Genomic DNA, 19,048 nt, shown 5'->3' on the forward strand with positions numbered 1-19,048 from the left:
TTGAGAAAGTATTGTTTTTCAGTGCGAATGTATCGACCTGCATTGCGAATGTATCGACCTGCATTGCGAATGTATCGACCTGCATTGCGAATGTATCGGCTTGCATTGCAATGTATCGACCTGCATTGCGAATGTATCGACCTGCATTGCGAATGCATCGGCTTGCATTGTGAATGCAGCCGTCTGTACAGTTTATTTAAGAACATCTTTATATTGACAGACCCAGATCCCCAACAACTTTTGCGGATGTAGCTGGCGAATGATGGGTCTAATCCCTCACCCCAACGACTTTATAGGTTTTTCGAGACAACATTTATGGTGCGATCGCGTCCTGGAATAGGCTTAAAATAGTTGATTTATAGTTGATGAGAAGTATCACCCTTGATTCGCCAGCTGCATCCGCATGAGTTATCGGGGATCTATAACCCTTACCAATGACAAATGTCAAATGTCAAATGACAACCCCAACTAATTAACTTTAATTTGTACGGACTTAACTCATAACACTCCTTTAGAACTGGGGATCGTCCCAGCACGACGGGGATCAATTTCTAACGCCATCCGCATTCCTCTAGCAAAAGCCTTAAATGTCGCCTCTATAATGTGATGAGAATTGATCCCGTCTAATTGACGAATGTGCAGCGTCATCTGACTATTACCTGCTAACGCCACAAAAAATTCTCGTACTAGCTGAGTATCATAAGTTCCGACTCGCTGAGTAGGAATTTGCAAACCGTAGCTGAGATGAGGACGACCCGAAAAATCCAGTGCTACCTGAATTAATGCTTCATCAAGAGGTGCAAGAAAATTACCAAAACGGACAATTCCTTTCTTGTCGCCTAATGCTTTGCTGATAGCTTGTCCCAAAGTTATTGCTACATCTTCGTTAGTGTGATGGTCATCAATATGCAAGTCTCCCGTAGCTTGGATATCCAAGTCAATCAATCCGTGGGAGGCGATTTGATGCAGCATGTGATCTAAAAAAGGAATACCAGTAGCTGCATTGCAAACTCCTGTGCCATCTAAATTAATCGTAACGTGGACATCAGTTTCCCCCGTGGTACGACGTACAGAAGCAATACGAGGAGTTTGTGTCAAATTGTTGGGTGAAGATAGAGTTTGGCGATCGCTTATTTGCATAGGAATTGGGGATTGGGGATCGGGGATTGGGGATCGGGGATCGGGGATCGGGGATCGGGGATCGGGGAATGGGGATGAATCAGTTATCAGTTATCAGTTATCAAATTAAACTGTTCACTGTTCACTGTTCACTGTTCACTGATTAGTTGTCTCCCTAGTCTCCCTAGTCTCCCTTGTCCCCTCTTACTACATTCCCATAATTTCATATCCTGCATCAACATACAGGACTTGTCCTGTAATTCCACTTGCCAAGTCGCTACACAAGAATGCTGCTGCATTACCTACCTCGGTTTGTGTAACGGTGCGCCGTAAGGGGGCGACTTCCTCGACATGGTGAATCATATCTAAAATACCGCCAACGGCACTAGAAGCCAAAGTCCGAATTGGTCCTGCGGAGATTGCATTGACGCGGATATTAGCAGAGCCTAGTTCTGATGCTAAATAACGTACGCTTGCTTCTAATCCGGCTTTAGCAACTCCCATGACATTATAGTTGGGGATTGCTCTAATAGAACCTAAATAAGTGAGAGTAACTATGCTTCCTCCTGAGGTCATTAAAGGTTTAGCTGCACCGGCTAGTTGCACTAAAGAATAGGTGCTGACTTCTAAAGCTGTACGAAATCCTTCACGGGAGGTTTGGCTAAAGTCTCCACTCAAATCATCTTTTTGAGCAAAAGCTAGACAATGAATCAGAATATCTAAGCTACCCCACTTATCCTGGATTGTTTCAAAGGTAGACTTAATTTCTTCATCTTTTTGAACATTACAAGGCAAAAACAGAGTAGGATTGAGTGGTTCGACCAATTCTGCGACTTTCTTTTCCATTTTGCCTTTTTCGTCGCTTAAATAGGTAATGCCAAGGTTAGCTCCGGCTTTGTGCAATTGTTGAGCAATCCCCCAAGCAATAGAACGGTTATTAGCAATGCCTGTAACAAGGGCATTTTTTCCAGTCAGATCCAGCATAGAAATCATTGATGTGATGTTTCACTAGGAGCATACATGAATCTGAGCTTTGTTTGTCTTCGTTTTATAAATTTGATTTTTGAGCGACTAGTTAGGGTGGATGTAAGAGAAGAGACTTGATTTAGCTCTAACTACAATCTGATACAAACAGCTGATTTGAAATATCGATGATTAAGAAGATTTATAAGCAGAGTAAAGCTTTTAGAAAAAGATATGTTTTTCTTGAAGTAACTAAATTTATTAGTGGTTTCTTTTGCACCCACACTATACTATATTTTCACATCCGTATTTTCTAGACCTAAAGTGCCAAAATTGCTTTTTACCATCAATGTACCATTTAATGTTTTAATAAAGTCTCTATGAAACCTTCTTTTTTCTTAAAAAACTTATTGTCTACAATTTTGGAAGTACCTAACAAAAAGTACTAGATCCCTGCACTAGAAATTTTGTATCATGTTGAACAAACATCAATTGAACAAAAAGGTTAAGTATAGGACTGTACAGAAGGGTTGACAATGTTTTATTGAATTGTCGAGTGTATTCTTAGGAAATCCATATTCGTTTTTCCGGCGTTGGGTAGGGGAAGGGAGATGATCGTGACACAAGATAAAGCCCTAGCAAATGTTTTTCGTCAAATGGCGACTGGAGCGTTTCCGCCAGTGGTGGAATCGTTCGAGCGCAACAAGACGATCTTTTTCCCCGGCGATCCTGCTGAAAGAGTTTACTTTCTTTTAAAAGGCGCAGTAAAACTTTCCAGGGTGTATGAAGCAGGAGAAGAAATAACCGTAGCACTTCTGCGGGAAAATAGCGTATTTGGGGTTTTGTCCCTACTAACGGGAAATAAGTCAGACCGTTTTTATCATGCAGTTGCTTTTACGCCTGTGGAATTGCTCTCAGCACCCATCGAACAGGTGGAACAAGCACTCAAGGAAAATCCAGAATTATCAATGTTGATGCTGCGGGGTTTGTCTTCGCGCATTCTTCAGACAGAGATGATGATTGAAACCCTCGCTCACCGCGATATGGGGTCAAGATTGATAAGTTTCTTATTAATTCTCTGTCGAGATTTTGGTATTCCTTGTGCAGATGGAATCACAATTGATCTCAAGCTATCTCATCAGGCGATCGCTGAAGCAATTGGTTCGACTCGCGTGACTGTCACTAGGCTACTAGGCGATTTGCGCGAAAAGAAGATGATTTCCATACACAAGAAAAAAATAACAGTCCACAAACCCGTGACATTAAGTCGGCAATTCACTTAATAGCATTTGGGAAGCGGAATTAAAAAATTATAGACACTCTTGTAAAAATAGGTAACGGGTAATGGGTAAGCGGTAATGGGTAATGAAGGGTTAATTCTCTTGTTTTTTCCCTTTAATCCTTTCCCCTTAACCCTTTCCCCTGAACCTAATAATTTATCAACCTGCAATTCGCCACAGAAAATGCCTGAAAGTAGTAGGCTGTATCTGGAAGGATCTCTTCGGTAAATACAAACAGATGGCCACCGGGTACATCCTCATTATTGCAATCTTAGTTTTGGGAGGCGTTATTGCCACCGTCGGCGATCGCATTGGGACGCGGGTTGGCAAAAAACGGCTCTCACTTTTCAACCTCAGACCGAAAAATACAGCTGTATTAGTAACAATTCTGACAGGGTTGGGCATCTCCGCATCAACCCTGGGCATTTTATTTTTAGCTGATGATGGCTTGCGTAAAGGAGTTTTTGAATTACAAGATATTCAAAAAGACCTTAGGCGGAAACGCGTACAACTGGAGACTACAACAGAGCAACTTAATACAACCAAGACCGAATTAGAGCAAGCCCGAAAAGAACAAACCAAAGCTCAAGAAGATTTGCAAGAAATTAACAAATCTTTACAAGCAGCCAACGCTAAACAACAGCAAACACAAGCCCAGCTTAACCGTACAATAAATCAACAAGCGCGTACTCAAAGTCAACTCCAAGGCACTCAAAAACAATTGAGTCAAGTAGCAACTCAATATGAAAAAGCTATAACTCAGTTGCAAAATGTTTATCAAGAAAGAAACAGACAGCTAGAGGAAATTAAACGACTCAAAGCAGAACGCCAAAAACTTTATGAACAAGCAAAACAGGCGGTTGCTGAAGCCCAAGCAGCCATTGACAAACGCGATCGCGAACTAGCCAAGCGTCAAGAAATGATTCAAACGCGGGATCAGACAATTGCCAAATTAGATGGGATCATCCAAAAGCGTAATCTCGAAATTACAGCACGGGAGCAAATTATTGCTCAACGAGAAACCCGCCTCAAACAACTGGAAACACAACAGGATTTTCTTGAACAGGAAGTCGCCAGACTAGAAAAGTACTATCAGTCTTATCGTGACCTACGCTTGGGAAAACTAGCCTTAGTCCGGGGTCAAGTTCTCGCTGCTGGAGTCGTCCGCGTCGAACAACCTGCTGCTGCTCGTCAAGCAGTAATTCAGCTATTAAAGGAAGCAAATAGAAACGCCAGCACACAATTAAGTGAACCTGGAATTAATCCTCTCCCAGGAGTGCAGGTACTACGTGTTACCGGAGAACAGGTTGAACAATTAAGTAATCAGATTAAAGATGGTCGAGATTATGTAGTGCGGATTTTCTGTGCAGGTAATTATGTCAGAGGAGAAAAACCAATCGAATTTTTTGCGGATGCAGCATTAAATCAAATCGTGTTCTCTGGAGGTGAAGTTTTAGCAACAACGACAGCTGATCCCAAAACCATGACATCCTATCAATTGCGACAGCGTTTAGAACTGCTAATTTCCGCTTCTCAATTTCGCGCTCGTAGTGCTGGAATTTTAGAAGATATTCAAATCGATGGTACTTTTTTGCGTTTTATTGCCGATTTACGACAATATGACCAATCAATAGACATTAAAGCTATTGCTGCAAAAGATACATATACCGCCGGACCTTTGAAAGTAAAATTGGTGGCAATTAAAAATGGACAAGTGATTTTTAGTACTTAATTTTGTTAGTAGTTAGTAAAAAGCTAATTAGTTGGATCGTCATTAGTGATTGGTCATTTGTCAAAAGTCATTAATGAATACCACTAACAACTAATCACTAACTACTAATAACTAACAACTAATAATTAACAACTATTTCAAATCATCTTTAAATATGAATTTAAATGAATTTACACCAACTCAACCAGTGATTTTAGGGTTTGATCCCGGTAAAGATAAATGTGGTTTAGCAGTGATGGGACTGGATCGAAAGCTACATTATCATCAGGTTGTATCTTCTGATGAAGCGATCGCCAATATTGAAACTCTGCGCCAGAGATTTCCCATTTCTTTAATGGTGATGGGCGATCAAACCACAGCCAAACGCTGGAAACAGCAACTACAACAAGAATTGTCAGAGCAGTTGAATATTATCTTGGTCGATGAACGCTACACCAGTTTAGAAGCACGCGATCGCTATTGGCAAATGTTCCCACCAAAAGGAATCACCAAACTCTTACCACTAGGAATGCGAACACCACCAAGACCAATCGATGACATAGTTGCCATTCTCCTGATTGAAAGATATCTAAGTCGTCTGACAGAATCGGCAAATTGAATCAAAATTCTTATAGTTCTGCTCGAATAGTAAAAGCATAGTCTCCTCCTGGTTCAAGTTGGTAATCTTTTTGCTCTAAAAAACGACCAAGAGGTTCTTTAATTAAGGCACGACCTTGTGATGGTTTGACAGACAATTCTCCTCGGCGAAAGTGCCATTGAAACTGCCATTCAAAATCTCCTGCTCTTACTTCTCCTTCCAGTAGGCCCTGTTGCCAAGATTGACGGATAATCCTCACATGGGCGGTTGTTTGTGGTAAACGTTTAGCACTCACGTTGCTTGATGTCAAGAATGGATAAAAGCTGATCAGTTATAGCTTTACATTTATACAAAATACATCAAATATACCTATAGAAGTAATTGATATCTCTCCAGCAAAACTATTTTGGATTTTAGATTTTAGATTTTGGATTGCGGATTAAGTTCCAAAATTTCTCCGCTTTCTTGTACCCTGCTCGGAATGGTTGGTCATACCATCACTTCCTGAAAATATTTTCCTTTACCTCTTGACAATCATCTGTTCATCTGACATATTTGTATATATGCAAAGTTTGCGGGTATAGCTCAGTGGTAGAGCGTCACCTTGCCAAGGTGAATGTCGCGCGTTCGAATCGCGTTACCCGCTTAAAAAGATAACGTATTATGTAAAATCCAACCATACTAACTCACATAAGTTGTGGGTTTGTAGTAAAAACTTGAGCATCGAGCCTACAATGTGTTGAAGCCTCACAAATTCCTCAGAATTATTATCTAATCTCAAGACATATCAGCGGATTTGGAATTTTAGATTGAATCTTGAATCTCAAATCTCAAATCTCAAATAGATAATCCTTGAGGTGAAGCATGAAAATTCAAAAAAGAATTGGCATTTTGACCAGTGGAGGAGACTGTCCGGGATTAAATGCCGTGATCAGAGCAGTGGTTAGTCATGCTACCCTCACTTATGACTGGCAAGTATTAGGAATTCCCTACGCTACCAGAGGTTTACTAGAACAAAAAGCAATTCCGCTTTCATTTCATGGTTTAGATTTACGTGGGATTGACCCATTGTTAAATATGGGTGGGACAATTCTTGGCAGTATTAATAAAGGTGATACTTTAGAACAGATTGATAACATACTCAAGGGTTACAAAGCGCTAGAACTCAGTGCTTTAATTGGTATAGGAGGAGATGGTAGTTTAGCGATTCTGAATGAATTGCAAATTAAGGGCGACTGGCAATTTATTGCGATCCCCAAAACAATTGATAATGATGTAGCGTTCACTGAACGAGTAGTTGGTTTTGATACCGCAGTCAATACAATTGTCGATTCACTCAATCGCCTAACCTTTACAGCAGCAAGTCACGATCGCGTCATGATTGTAGAAGTAATGGGGCGTAGTGCTGGACACCTAGCCTTGCAAGCCGGAATTGCAGGCGGGGCTGATATAATTTTAATTCCAGAAATTCCTTATTCGATCAAAGACGTTTGTTCGCACTTACAACAATTACGCGATCGCTGGGGACGGAAATTTGCGATCGTTGTAGTTGCTGAAGGTGCAAAAGTAGCTGATGATTCCTGTTGCTACACCTCATGTCAAACGCCTAGCTGTGGAATGGGACAGTACATAGCCGAAGAAATTCGCAATTGTAGCCACGATCAACTTGATGTTCGAGTTTCCGTTTTAGGACATATCCAACGCGGTGGAATTCCTTCAGCATTAGACCGATTGGTAGCGACTGCATTTGGTAAAGCTGCGGTTGATTTACTGGCGACTGGAGAAACAAGAAAAATGGTTGCTTGGCATAATGGCAAAGTCGAAGCAGTACCATTAGAAATCGTTTTAGATCGCAGTCCTTTACATGTAGATCCGAATGATTATCTAGTGCAAACAGCCCGTGCTTTAGGAATTTATGTCGGAAATAACAAACACTAATGGTAAATATAGCAATCCTAAATGAGTTATAAACATCTTTCCACCGACACTTCCTTGTCCTCCTTGTCCTTTTTGTTCACAAATCAAATAGGAACGCTATACATAAGTTTTAACTATTAGCCCATAGATACTTGTCAGAAAAGTTAATTTGTTTTAAAGTCCCACAAGGATGGTAAATCAAAGCTTGAAATTATGAGGGGTTAAACCCCTCATAAACTGAGCAATAGCAATTTATATTTAAGACTTTTAAGATAGATATGAGAACAAGTCAATCAAATACTTGATACACCTATATTTTCCGAGCAAAGAAACTTTAACTATTTTTGATACAAATAGCTCCTTTGTATTACTGAGCCTGAGAATTCTTTACCAAAAATTAAAATATAAACAGTTAACTTTGTATTCATGAATATGGCATAATGTCTTGTTAAGCAACAAGAACATCAATTTATAAAGAGAGTACTCTCAGACTTACTTGACTTAGAAAATCCTTATAGAATCCTAACAAATGGTGAGGGGTTCTAACCTCAGCTATGTATTGTTTTGCAATGTTTTGAAGTAGATTGCAATGCTTTAGTGATGAGCATTGAGTGAATCACCATTATAGTCCTGGAAATTTCTGTCAAGTTGATTTTGAAATACCGGGTGTCATTCACTAAGACAATTGAAAAGTGGTAGGTGCAATTGAGATACAACTAAGGTAGCTGGTTCTATCTGTCTAAGATCACTTGCCTTTTTCAAATTAGTTTTTTGTCCAATTTCTGCAAATATAGTGGTAGAAACACAACGTGGATAAGACAAAAATAGACAAATTTGCACAATCAACACAGGAAATGGACAGACGTATAGCTAAACTGTACGAAAATGTCGTCAATATGCCTGTGATGTCACATGAAGTACCGGAAGCTTTGACTGAACTTAGTTGGGCTTCACAATCAGTACATTTTGCAATTGAGGAACTGTATCACCAGCATGAGCATTTAGAAGAAACCAAGAAAACTTTACAAGCAGAGTGTCAACATTATCAGGAATTATTTGAGGAAGCACCAGATGGTTATTTAGTGACTGATGTACAAGGAAAAATCCAATTAGCTAACCATAAGGCTACCAAGTTACTAAATCTGAAAAAAGAATTTTTGGTTGGGAAACAGATAATTAATTTCGTTTCCTTAAAACAGAAACATGACTTTCGCAATTTTCTTGCCCAACTAACTCAAAATAGTCGAAATCAAGAGTTAGTAGTAGCATTGCAACAACATGGCAATGAGTTATTTAATGCAGCATTAACAGTTGCTATTTCTTACAACAATCAAGGTAAAGCTCAAAGCCTACGTTGGCTGCTACGAAGTATTAATGAAACCAAACGAACAGAATTAGTACAGATTACAAAAGACCGAGACTTCGATGGCGATCGCCCCATACATAAATATTCCAAAGGAGATACTATCCCTCTCAACACACAAGTTATTTGGTATGTTCGTCATGGTTTAGTAAAATTGACAACTCTGGGCGAAACTGGTGAAGAAGTACTAGTAGGATTGGCTGTTCCAGAAATGGTTTTCGGCTCTTATTTGACTGCTCTGAACACTTACCAGGCTACAGCTTTATCGGATGTTCAGTTAGTAGCAATTGATGTATCAGAAATACTAGCTTCTCCAACTTTCAGCCATGCTCTTTTACCCAAAATCAATCAACGGTTAAGACAAACAGAATCTTTTTTAGTGATTGCTGGATTGCGACGAGTACAAGATCGCCTATATGGTCTTCTACAGCTTTTGAAACGTGAGATTGGTGAAAAGGTAGCCCAAGGAACCCGCTTATCAGTTCGCCTAACTCATGAAGATTTAGCTAATGCTTGCTGTACTACCAGAGTCACCGTTACACGATTGTTATCTTTGCTAAGAAAAGAAGGGAAGATTTGTTTTGATCATAAAAAACATGTCATTGTAAAAGATCTACCGAATATTGGTTAATGAATCTATGAAGGTAGAATAAAAATGAGGCTTTCCCGCCTCATTTTTTTGTAATTATATATAGATCAATATCTAGCCACTAAAATAATTTATTCACCGATAAAATTTGTAGAGAAGTTGCATTATAATATCCCCGACTTCCCATGAGTTGTCGGGGATCTGAGCTTTGCGACTCTCACAAATCATATAATAGGATTGCTATAGTAATGTTTGGCTGCCAATTTTAAGTTCCTTTTTGCTCAGTTTTAATTGTTTCCACAATATATTAATCTGACTGTAGGCTTCTTCAGGAGAAAGCTTTCCACTGGTTTCTAAATTTGCAATGTAACTAACTTTTTGAGCAAATTCTTGTAAGTTGGCATTAAATAGTAAATTTTCTGGTTTAACTTGACCACGGTAAGAATTATGAGGATAGAGAAATTTGTTTAAATCTTTTTGATGAGGCTGCACTCTAATTAGCTCCTTAAATATAGGAAAATTTAATCTCTAATCGGCAAGCAATTATAGAATTGTTAAACTACTACAATACTGTTTATTGATATTTCTTAGCTTCTACTAAAAGAATTAGTTAATTTAAAGCTAATTTGTAGTTATCAATACATATTTTATGATTTAAATCTTATCTTGAGTTACTATCTATCACAAAATTTTATTTTGTGCAACTACCAAAAAAAGTAATTACAAAAGTGGTCATCTTCACAACTTCCTCAAACTGTCTTCGTATAACCAAAGGTGTAAGACTTAAGAGCGCAAAGATCCAAAATCCTCTTAAGTAGCGGTAACTCAATGCGTTGAAGGAAATTTTTCCCATGCTGGAAACTTTCGTAAATCCAAACACACCAAACCAGAATGCTAAACAACAAGCACTGGTATTACCACTTGATCAAGTTGGAATTGCAGATATTCCACTAGTAGGTGGTAAAAATGCTTCCTTGGGAGAAATGATTCAACAACTCCAACCCAAAGGTGTTAAAGTCCCTACTGGATTTGCTACCACTGCTTATGCATATCAATTTTTTATTCAAAACGCAGGTATAGAAACTAAATTACGGGAAATATTTGCAGATTTAGATGTCGAAGATGTTGATAACTTACGTCAATGCGGTAAGCAAGCACGGGCTTTGATGCTGCAAACACCTTTTCCCAAAGCATTAGAGGAAGCAATTACCCAAAGCTATGAAACTTTGTGTCTAAATTACGGTGCTGATACCGATGTCGCTGTACGTTCTAGTGCGACTGCTGAAGATTTACCAGACGCCAGCTTTGCTGGACAACAAGAAACCTATCTGAACATTCATGGACTCAAAGCTGTTCTGGAAGCTTGTCACAAATGTTTTGCTTCAATTTTTACCGATCGCGCCATTTCCTATCGTCAAATTAAAGGCTTTGACCACTTCAATATAGCCCTTTCCGTCGGTGTGCAAAAAATGGTGCGTTCCGATTTAGCCGCATCTGGTGTAATGTTCTCCATCGATACCGAAACAGGTTTTAAAGATGCAGCCTTAATTACCGCCGCCTATGGTTTAGGAGAAAACGTCGTCCAAGGTGCAGTTAACCCTGATGAATATTTAGTATTTAAACCAACATTACAACAAGGATATTGCCCGATATTAAGTAAACGGCTGGGAACCAAAGACATCAAAATGGTTTACGATATCGGTGGTTCTAAACAAACTAAAAACATTCCCGTTGCAGTTAGCGATCGCGCCCTATTTGCCCTCAATGATACCGAAATTCTCGAACTTGCGCGCGCCTGCTGTGTAATAGAAGAACACTACTCACAAGTACGTGGTGTCTACACACCGATGGATATAGAATGGGCAAAAGATGGGATTACAGGTGAACTATTTATTGTCCAAGCCCGTCCAGAAACAGTCCAGTCTCAGAAAACAAAAAATGTCCTGCGTACCTACCACCTCAAAGAAAAAGGTAAAGTTCTAACTACAGGGCGGAGTGTGGGCGAAATGATTGGACAGGGTAAAGCCAGAGTTATTCTTGATGTCCATCGCATCAATGAATTTCAGCCCGGAGAAGTACTAGTCACAAATCGCACCGACCCAGACTGGGAACCGATCATGAAAAAAGCCAGTGCGATCGTTACAAACTCCGGTGGACGCACCTGTCACAGTGCCATTATCGCCAGAGAATTAGGTATTCCAGCTATAGTTGGTTGTGGTAACGCCACCACGGTCATTAAAACAGGACAAGAAATCACAGTATCTTGTGCGGAAGGCGAAAGTGGCAAAGTTTACCAAGATTTACTATCCTACGAAGTCCGAGAAATACCATTAGAAAAATTGCCCCGCCCTCAAACTAAAATTATGATGAACGTGGGCAACCCCGAAGAAGCCTTTGGTTATAGTGCGATTCCTAACGATGGCGTCGGGTTAGCCCGAATGGAATTTATCATCGCCAACCAAATCAAAGCCCATCCACTCGCCCTAGTTCATTTTGACGAGTTAGAAGACGAACTTGCTAAATACAAAATTGCCGAATTAACCGCACAGTACGAAAACAAACCAGCCTTCTTTGTCGATCAACTTACTCAAGGTATCAGTACAATTGCAGCCGCATTTTATCCTAAACCTGTAATTGTGCGTCTCAGTGATTTTAAGAGTAATGAATATGCTAATCTCCTCGGTGGTAGACAATTTGAACCTCAAGAAGAAAACCCGATGATTGGTTGGCGGGGTGCTTCTCGCTACTATGACCCCCGGTATCGCGAAGGATTTGCTCTTGAATGTCAAGCGATGAAACGGGTACGCGACGAAATGGGCTTAACAAATGTGATTTTAATGGTACCATTTTGTCGAACTCCGGCTGAAGGACGGCGTGTACTTGCAGAGATGGCGAAGCATGGTTTAGTGCAAGGCGAAAATGGCTTGCAAGTCTACGTTATGTGTGAATTACCAAGTAACGTGCAACTAGCAGATGAATTTAGCGAAATTTTTGATGGATTTTCTATAGGTTCCAACGACTTAACACAGTTGACATTAGGATTAGATCGAGATTCAGAATTAGTAGCACATTTGTTTGATGAACGCGATCAAGCTGTAAAACGCACGATCGCCAAAGCAATTCGCACTGTAAAAGAACACGGGCGTAAAATTGGGATTTGTGGTCAAGCACCTAGTGATTATCCGGAATTTGCTCGTTTTCTGGTCGAAGAGGGAATTGATTCGATTAGTCTTAACCCTGACTCAGTACTCAAAACCCTATTAGAAATTGCAGGGTAAAAACCAATACGGTTCAGTTAAGGATTTTTAGTGCAAAAATTTGACCTGTAGAGACGCGCCATGGCTCGTCTCTACAAGAGATTGTGGTCTTATCTGAACCGTATTGGGGTAAAAACTTGGTTTAATGGACTGGCGATGAGATTTGGTGTCTTGGTGGTTAAATTAAGATTTTTTCACCACTAAGACACATAGACGCGATAGCGGCTACTTGCAGAAGTCGCTTACGCGCCTACCCGTAAGGGTAGGGAGCATCCCAAATGTTCAAAAAGACTGCGATTTCAATCGCAGTCTTATAGTGAAAGTCTGCTTAAAGCAGACTGTTTGATTTTATGAAGTCGTATAAAGACGACTTGTGCTATTAGCTAAGGGTTTAAACCGTTTGCTTTGCGGTATTTTGAAAAAATTGGGATGCTCCCTAAGGGTAGACACAAAGAAAACTATAAAGTATTTGATGACTAGGATAGGTGGTTTACCGAACCGAAAATGTTCAAGTTTTCCACACCTGATATGACTCATTATTTCGGTTCGGTAATCATCATTTATGAAGTGATAAAAACCGAATTTACAGAGTTATTTCTCTTAATTAATATAAGAATCAAAGGCAAGGAAAAAACCTAAATCAACGACTAATAAATATAGTAAATAAGAGGAAGAGTTATGACACTGATTCGTTACAATCCCTGGCAAGAAATTAATTCTCTCCAACGCCAACTCAACCGTTTATTTGATGAAAACTTCACACCCTCTAGACTGTTGGAAGACGGATCTGTGAAAGTTCCTGCTGCGGAGTTGCAAGAAACAGAAAAAGCAATTCTTCTGAAATTAGAAATTCCTGGCATAGAAGCTAAAGACCTAGATGTACAAGTCACAGAAGAAGCTGTTTATGTCAGTGGCGAACGTAAATCTGAAACTAAAACTGAGGAAAAAGGTTACACCAGAAGTGAATTCCATTATGGTAAATTCCAACGTGTAATTCCTCTACCTGCTCGGATTCAAAATACTAACGTGACTGCTGAATACAAAGACGGAATTCTCAACCTGACTCTACCCAAAACTGAAGCAGAAAAGAACAAAGTAGTCAAAGTGAATCTAGAAGGTTCTGGTGTGTAATAACTCGCTATTAGTCTTCTGATTTGAATACCTATTGTGTGAATTTGTGTGATATGAATTTTAGCCTGGTTGCATAAAAGCAATCAGGCTTTTTATTGATAATAGTATTTATAGATCATTCGTGAATAACAAGATCCCCGACTTCTTAAAGAAGTCGGGGATCTGATCTCATTGCTATATGCAAATTTTGAAAAAATAACGTTGGGGTTTGAAACCAGAACTTTGAGGGTTTAAGCGAGAACGTTGGGGTTTGAAACCAGAACTTTGAGGGTTTAAGCGAGAACGTTGGGGTTTGAAGGTGAATCAGTCATTTTCCGGATCAGCATCAAATACCCATTCGTCAAGCCAGGTGTTTAGTTCTTGTGGAAAATGCTGGTAATTGTGATTGCTTTTAGTGGCAGAACAGGGTGATGAAAAGTCGATAATATGAACGTCATCATTATGCCCATATTTACCTTCATGGTGAACCATCCACCATATATTAGGGACTTCTAACATAGAAATCTTATAAATGTGCTGTTGATAACTTTCATCGAAACCTTCATAACTAATATTGAAATATTCTTGCAACTCCTTGGTTAAGTTATAACCATCTGTAAACAATTTAAGGATATGACTCTCCGAGACTGGTGTACCTATTTCAGGTATGAGTTTGACTTCTTCAGAAGTAGTCAGTATATTCTCAGTCATACAGCGTTTTTGAGGTAAATAAAGTATACGTATCTGAGCGGAGACTGCTTGGTCATTCCCCTTAAGATAATGTGTACTCCGCCAAATTGCAATCTGTTGTAGGTGGTAAACAACAGCTTATTCAACATCTATTGTTAGTATTAGAGTATTAGATGAAATGGCTTATCGGCGAAATCGGCGGATGGCTTTGTAACCTAAAATTGTGCATACCACACTAAACGCTACGCTAAACACAAAAGCTGGTGAGATTAATATCGAAAGGTCGTAATTTGAGTAGTCTTTGGGTTTTGGTAGGTATGCTGTAGCGACGGTAACAGTAACACTACTAATTGCTAAACCCACACCGACAAGGGCAATGGTATTATCGAGTTTGCGATCGCTTTTGGTTTGTTCTAGTTGAGTAATGCTTTGCAAGGTATTGCTGAGGTTTTGCAGCACGTTTAAACCTGGATTGAGGTTAGCGTAATCTGTTTCTGCTTGCCTTAAATATTTTCTCCCGTAGATTTCGCTTTCACTGAATTGTTGCAAAAATTTTAGATCACTTCCGGGATACTTACGATTAATTTCTGCTAGGCGATATTTGTAGTTTTCTAAATTAGTTTTGATGCTACGAATTTGGTCATCGAGATAGTTTAATTCAATAGTGTAGTCTGATAAGGTTACTAGGGTCTCGGTTAAAGTTTTTTGTAAACTAGTTAAATTTAATTGATTTGTTTTTAATTGGGTTTCTAATTCCCGCGCTGCGTTGATTGAAGCTTGGACTTGAATAAATTCTGTTTTCAGTTTGGCTTTTTGGTGCAAGCTTTGATAATATCCCCACACTACTTTATGACGATATTGAAATAATCGTAGTAAATCTTGATAAACAGTTTTAACTTTATCTCGCATGTCATCTGCTGAAATATCAGCAGGAAAAAGCCAAATTAAAACATGATGACTTTCTTTTCTAAATTTCTCCCAGAATTCTTTACCTGTTAAACCCGCAATTTCTGGAATATACCACAACTCAAAAAGTGTCCCCCCGAACAAGTTACCTTGTTCAATTAAATCTATATCCCATTTATGATATTTAGTTGCGATTTGGGTGTAACACTGCTTGGCAATTTCGGTAATTTCTACATCTGATTTCTTTTCTGTCAGTTTTCCCCAAGCTAACCAAGTTTGACCAATTGTCCCAGCTTCGTAGTCGTCATCTGCTGTTTGAGTTTGATTGTGTTTTTGAGAAATTCTAGTTTGGATTTCTGCTTTTAATTTATAGAAAGGCTGATCTTTAATCTCCTGTGGTTGGTCATCGGGTTTTGCATCAGCGTTTAATTTACCCGAATAATCAACTAAAAGAGCATAGGTATCACCGAATTGTCGAGGATAATAATAGCCATCCTTGGGTGATGTAAATATTCTAAATCTATTTGCTAATAAATCAATGCCATCTGTTTCTTGATACTGATATTTTTGGATTTGTTTGTATGCTTCGTCAAATTCTTTTTCTTTGAAATCACCAAAGACTTTTTCACAGAAAGCCTTGGCTCTATTATTAATGGTTTTTTCATCATCGCCTAAGCCATTTTTTAAGTCATACAATAACAAATTGAGAGTTGGATAAACAATATTCGGTTGATTAGACATATGAGTGAAAATCAAATGATTGTAGGGTGTGTTATCCCAATTTAAAAACCCACTTGTAGAGACGCGATTTATCGCGTCTTTGTATCGTTATAATTTATCGCGTCTTTGTATCGTTATGGTTGAGCGCGTTTTATCAAGGATATGTTGCAATGATTAATTGAATTGGTATTAGGCGCATGTTTTGAGATGATTCCTCAGGAAAAATACAATTATAAGCGCTTAACACACCATTTTATTTAGCGGTGCGTTAGGCTGAAGCCATAACGCACCCTACGATTTCTTAAATAAATTACGAATTTTGTCAAAAACATTCTTGGGTTTGGTAGATTTTTTAGCAGCATCTACAGAGTTTTTATCAATAAATACATCCCTAGCTGTATTTAAAATTTCTGGTGTGTATTGATTTGGTTCTTCTTCTGGTGGTAAATTGCTGATGCCTTTACTTCTTTCTGCACCAACTCTTATGAGTGATCTATATGCTTCTTCGTAAGCAGTATTTAAAGGTTGGTAACTTTTAGCAATTGATTCTAGTTGCTCAAAATCAGGAGAATTAGCTGTCAAAGTTGCACCAAATTGATTTAACTGCTTTTGCACTTGTACAGGTAAAGGTTGGTCTAATTGGCTCAGAGCATTGAGGAAGGCTTGCAAAGTAATTATATCTGTTGGTTGCATGGGAATTATTTTAATTATATTTACCAGTGATTGTGAAAGCTGCCCAGTGATAAGGTGAGTCAAAGAGTTTTTCTGGTTGATTTTGATTTAATTCTAAATATGTTTCCAATAATCTACGGCAACTTTCCTCATGTGCGAGTAATTTGCTTAAGGTATTTTGATAATATGTTGCTAACTCTGCATAAGTGAGATGGCGTAACCAGTTGATGGCTGCTGTGAAAGCTATTGCGGGTGATTTACCTTGGTTTAATTGCAGATAAAAATAAACCATCAACAAACTACTAGAAACTTCATTCACTGTCCACAGAGAACTGATTACATAGCTTACATCTTTATAGAGAAAAGCACTCACCAAACCCACATATTCTTGTGTAATTGTTTCGTTTCCGGTGATGGCGGTTTCACAACCTGAAAGACTGACTAGTTGATAGTGATTGAGATTAAGATTACAAATTTCAGCGAGGGTTAAACGCTCTTCACCACTGAGGTAAAGTGCTGATTGTTGGGGACGTTCGCTGTCATAACTAGCATGTCCGGTAAAGTGAAAGATGCTGTATCCTGCTTCTAGACTTGTTTGGACAGCAGTTTTACTAGCTGCGTTGTTAGAAATACGCTTGGTGGTGGGGTGGGGGAAAAGTTGGGAAATGATCGCGGATTCGATTTGCGCGTAGGGTAAGATTTCTAAACCTGCGCTGTTGGGATGTTCTACACTGAGCAAAGGTTGAGAATCCCAGATTTGTACACTTGGTTGACGTTGTAAATTTCTACCGATTTGGACGCTGGGAAGATAGGTGATGGTGAAATGATTTGGAAAAAGAGAGTGGAGAGGGAAGCGGTGTAAATCGAGGTGGGGAATGAGGATTAAATTTTGGATTTGAGAGTTGGGGATTGCTGCGAGAATGGCGGGGATGTTGAGGATGTCGTTGAGTTGTGCGAGTAATTCTGGTAGGTTATTAAGCCAGTTTAGATCCCCCCAACCCCCCTTATCAAGGGGGGCTTTAGGAGAGTTTGTTTTTTGTTTACGGTTGCGATAATTTTCGTATTGTTTGTCCCAATTTTTTATCCAAGCTTCTAACTCTTGACGGTTGGGCGTCGGGATGACGATGGGTTGAGGTGCGCCGGGTGGGATAATAAAAGTAGTGAGGGCAAAGGGGCTAAGATGCCAATAAATAATTGCTGTGGTGGGATTGATTAAGTCTTGAATTTCGCTGTAACTGGGACTGAGGATATGTTCATTTTGAGCATCAAGTATCCAAGTCAGGTAGCGATTTTTATTTATCTCAGCAACTTCCAACGCGGTGACGAAATCACGATCTTCAACTAACACATCAACCCGCATCTGCGAGAAACCAGAAAACTCAACTTCGAGTTGGCGTTTTTGCCCAGAAGATTTTTGTGGTGAATTGATTAACTCTCTAAATACTTCTACCCCATGTCGTCGCCATCGTTTTGCTTCGTCGTCTTTGTTTAAACCAAATAAGACGCGGATTAAATCGCGTACTAATTTTAAATGCAATTCCGGGAAAGTTTCTTGAGTGAGAGTGATTAAAGCTTGGTGATACTCGCTTTCTGCTTTGCGCCAGTATTCACGGTAATTTGGTTCTCCCACACCTTGGAAATAGTGTGCATTTCCAATATATTGATGTAACATTCCCCAGCCTTCGGGGTGAGTGTGTTGCTGACAATATTTCAACCCTTCCTGATAGCTGGCTAATTCTCCTTTATATCCACGTTCGTTGAGGGATGGGTTTTGGATGATAATTGGATTAATTGTACTGGGGAAAGGATTGTAACTAAATGATTTTCTGGCTGCAATACCTCTACCAATCCAAGCATTGTGTTCATCAGGTTTAATTTTTATGACTCTCTGGAAAGAGACTATCGCTTCTTCATACCTTTGTAAGTAGTCACATAGCACAACCCCCCGACCGTACAAAGCTTCGTGGAAATCAGGTTTTATTTTGATAGCTTGGTCGTAGGATGCGATCGCCTCTTCGTTGCGTCCCAAATGACCCAGCGCAATCCCCCGGTTGTACCAAGCTTCGTCTTTGTCAGGTTTAATTTCAACTGCTTTATCGTAGGATGCGATCGCCTCTTCATAGCGTCCCAACTGACGCAGCGCAATCCCCCGG

15 protein-coding genes and 1 tRNA gene are annotated in these 19,048 nt (G+C 39.4%); 8 read left to right on the top strand and 8 right to left on the bottom strand.

Annotation, left to right across the window (positions count from 1 at the left end; translation table 11 throughout):
- Positions 1 to 498: 498 nt before the first annotated feature.
- Complete coding sequence (gene hisB, locus B4U84_RS13470; RefSeq protein WP_131118463.1) at positions 499 to 1,140, bottom strand: imidazoleglycerol-phosphate dehydratase HisB; 642 nt, start codon at positions 1,138 to 1,140, stop codon at positions 499 to 501.
- Positions 1,141 to 1,326: 186 nt separating this feature from the next.
- The gene (fabI, locus tag B4U84_RS13475; RefSeq protein ID WP_131118953.1) at positions 1,327 to 2,103 is read right to left on the bottom strand and encodes an enoyl-ACP reductase FabI; all 777 of its coding nucleotides are present in this window, start codon (positions 2,101 to 2,103) and stop codon (positions 1,327 to 1,329) included.
- A gap of 590 nt (positions 2,104 to 2,693) precedes the next feature.
- Here fabI and ntcA point away from each other — a divergent pair.
- The 3 genes from ntcA to ruvX all read left to right on the top strand — a co-directional run bounded on the left by ntcA (position 2,694) and on the right by ruvX (position 5,692).
- Positions 2,694 to 3,365 carry a global nitrogen regulator NtcA gene (gene ntcA, locus B4U84_RS13480; RefSeq protein WP_017312798.1) on the top strand — a complete coding sequence of 224 codons (672 nt, stop codon included), beginning with the start codon at positions 2,694 to 2,696 and terminating at the stop codon, positions 3,363 to 3,365.
- A gap of 235 nt (positions 3,366 to 3,600) precedes the next feature.
- Entirely contained in the window at positions 3,601 to 5,094 is a 1,494-nt protein-coding gene (locus B4U84_RS13485; protein ID WP_131118464.1) for a DUF3084 family protein, read from the top strand.
- A gap of 154 nt (positions 5,095 to 5,248) precedes the next feature.
- Positions 5,249 to 5,692 (top strand): Holliday junction resolvase RuvX, encoded by a 444-nt coding sequence (ruvX, locus tag B4U84_RS13490; protein ID WP_017312796.1) that lies wholly within the window; start codon positions 5,249 to 5,251, stop codon positions 5,690 to 5,692.
- A 10-nt stretch (positions 5,693 to 5,702) separates the two neighbouring features.
- Here ruvX and B4U84_RS13495 read toward each other — a convergent pair whose 3' ends face one another.
- Complete coding sequence (locus B4U84_RS13495; RefSeq protein WP_016860267.1) at positions 5,703 to 5,966, bottom strand: DUF3146 family protein; 264 nt, start codon at positions 5,964 to 5,966, stop codon at positions 5,703 to 5,705.
- Between the two features lie 279 nt (positions 5,967 to 6,245).
- On the opposite strand from B4U84_RS13495, the gene B4U84_RS13500 reads away from it, so the two are divergent.
- The 3 genes from B4U84_RS13500 (at position 6,246) to B4U84_RS13510 (ending at position 9,582) form a co-directional block, all read left to right on the top strand.
- Positions 6,246 to 6,317, top strand: a tRNA-Gly gene (locus tag B4U84_RS13500).
- 224 nt (positions 6,318 to 6,541) lie between these two features.
- Positions 6,542 to 7,609 carry an ATP-dependent 6-phosphofructokinase gene (locus B4U84_RS13505; RefSeq protein WP_035116089.1) on the top strand — a complete coding sequence of 356 codons (1,068 nt, stop codon included), beginning with the start codon at positions 6,542 to 6,544 and terminating at the stop codon, positions 7,607 to 7,609.
- Positions 7,610 to 8,442: 833 nt separating this feature from the next.
- Positions 8,443 to 9,582, top strand: coding sequence for a helix-turn-helix domain-containing protein (locus tag B4U84_RS13510; protein ID WP_131118955.1), 1,140 nt, complete (start codon positions 8,443 to 8,445; stop codon positions 9,580 to 9,582).
- 198 nt (positions 9,583 to 9,780) lie between these two features.
- On the opposite strand, the gene B4U84_RS13515 is transcribed toward B4U84_RS13510, so the two are convergent.
- Positions 9,781 to 10,032: a DUF7219 family protein gene (locus tag B4U84_RS13515; protein ID WP_131118465.1), complete on the bottom strand. Its 252-nt coding sequence runs from the start codon at positions 10,030 to 10,032 to the stop codon at positions 9,781 to 9,783.
- Positions 10,033 to 10,391: 359 nt separating this feature from the next.
- Between B4U84_RS13515 and ppsA the strand changes: the two genes are divergently transcribed.
- Both ppsA and B4U84_RS13525 read left to right on the top strand, forming a co-directional pair.
- The gene (ppsA, locus tag B4U84_RS13520; protein WP_131118467.1) at positions 10,392 to 12,818 is read left to right on the top strand and encodes a phosphoenolpyruvate synthase; all 2,427 of its coding nucleotides are present in this window, start codon (positions 10,392 to 10,394) and stop codon (positions 12,816 to 12,818) included.
- 657 nt (positions 12,819 to 13,475) lie between these two features.
- Positions 13,476 to 13,928: an Hsp20/alpha crystallin family protein gene (locus B4U84_RS13525; protein WP_131118469.1), complete on the top strand. Its 453-nt coding sequence runs from the start codon at positions 13,476 to 13,478 to the stop codon at positions 13,926 to 13,928.
- Between the two features lie 303 nt (positions 13,929 to 14,231).
- Here B4U84_RS13525 and B4U84_RS13530 read toward each other — a convergent pair whose 3' ends face one another.
- The 4 genes from B4U84_RS13530 to B4U84_RS13545 all read right to left on the bottom strand — a co-directional run.
- Positions 14,232 to 14,618 carry a hypothetical protein gene (locus B4U84_RS13530; RefSeq protein ID WP_017312789.1) on the bottom strand — a complete coding sequence of 129 codons (387 nt, stop codon included), beginning with the start codon at positions 14,616 to 14,618 and terminating at the stop codon, positions 14,232 to 14,234.
- A 162-nt stretch (positions 14,619 to 14,780) separates the two neighbouring features.
- Positions 14,781 to 16,244: a hypothetical protein gene (locus B4U84_RS13535; protein WP_131118471.1), complete on the bottom strand. Its 1,464-nt coding sequence runs from the start codon at positions 16,242 to 16,244 to the stop codon at positions 14,781 to 14,783.
- 270 nt (positions 16,245 to 16,514) lie between these two features.
- On the bottom strand, positions 16,515 to 16,916 hold the full coding sequence (locus B4U84_RS13540; RefSeq protein ID WP_017312787.1) for a hypothetical protein: 402 nt from the start codon (positions 16,914 to 16,916) through the stop codon (positions 16,515 to 16,517).
- Positions 16,917 to 16,926: 10 nt separating this feature from the next.
- On the bottom strand, positions 16,927 to 19,048 hold a 2,122-nt coding region (locus B4U84_RS13545), incomplete at its 5' end, for a CHAT domain-containing tetratricopeptide repeat protein (protein WP_131118957.1).

It is taken from the genome of Westiellopsis prolifica IICB1, from assembly GCF_004323185.1.
Taxonomy (GTDB): domain Bacteria; phylum Cyanobacteriota; class Cyanobacteriia; order Cyanobacteriales; family Nostocaceae; genus Pelatocladus; species Pelatocladus prolificus_A.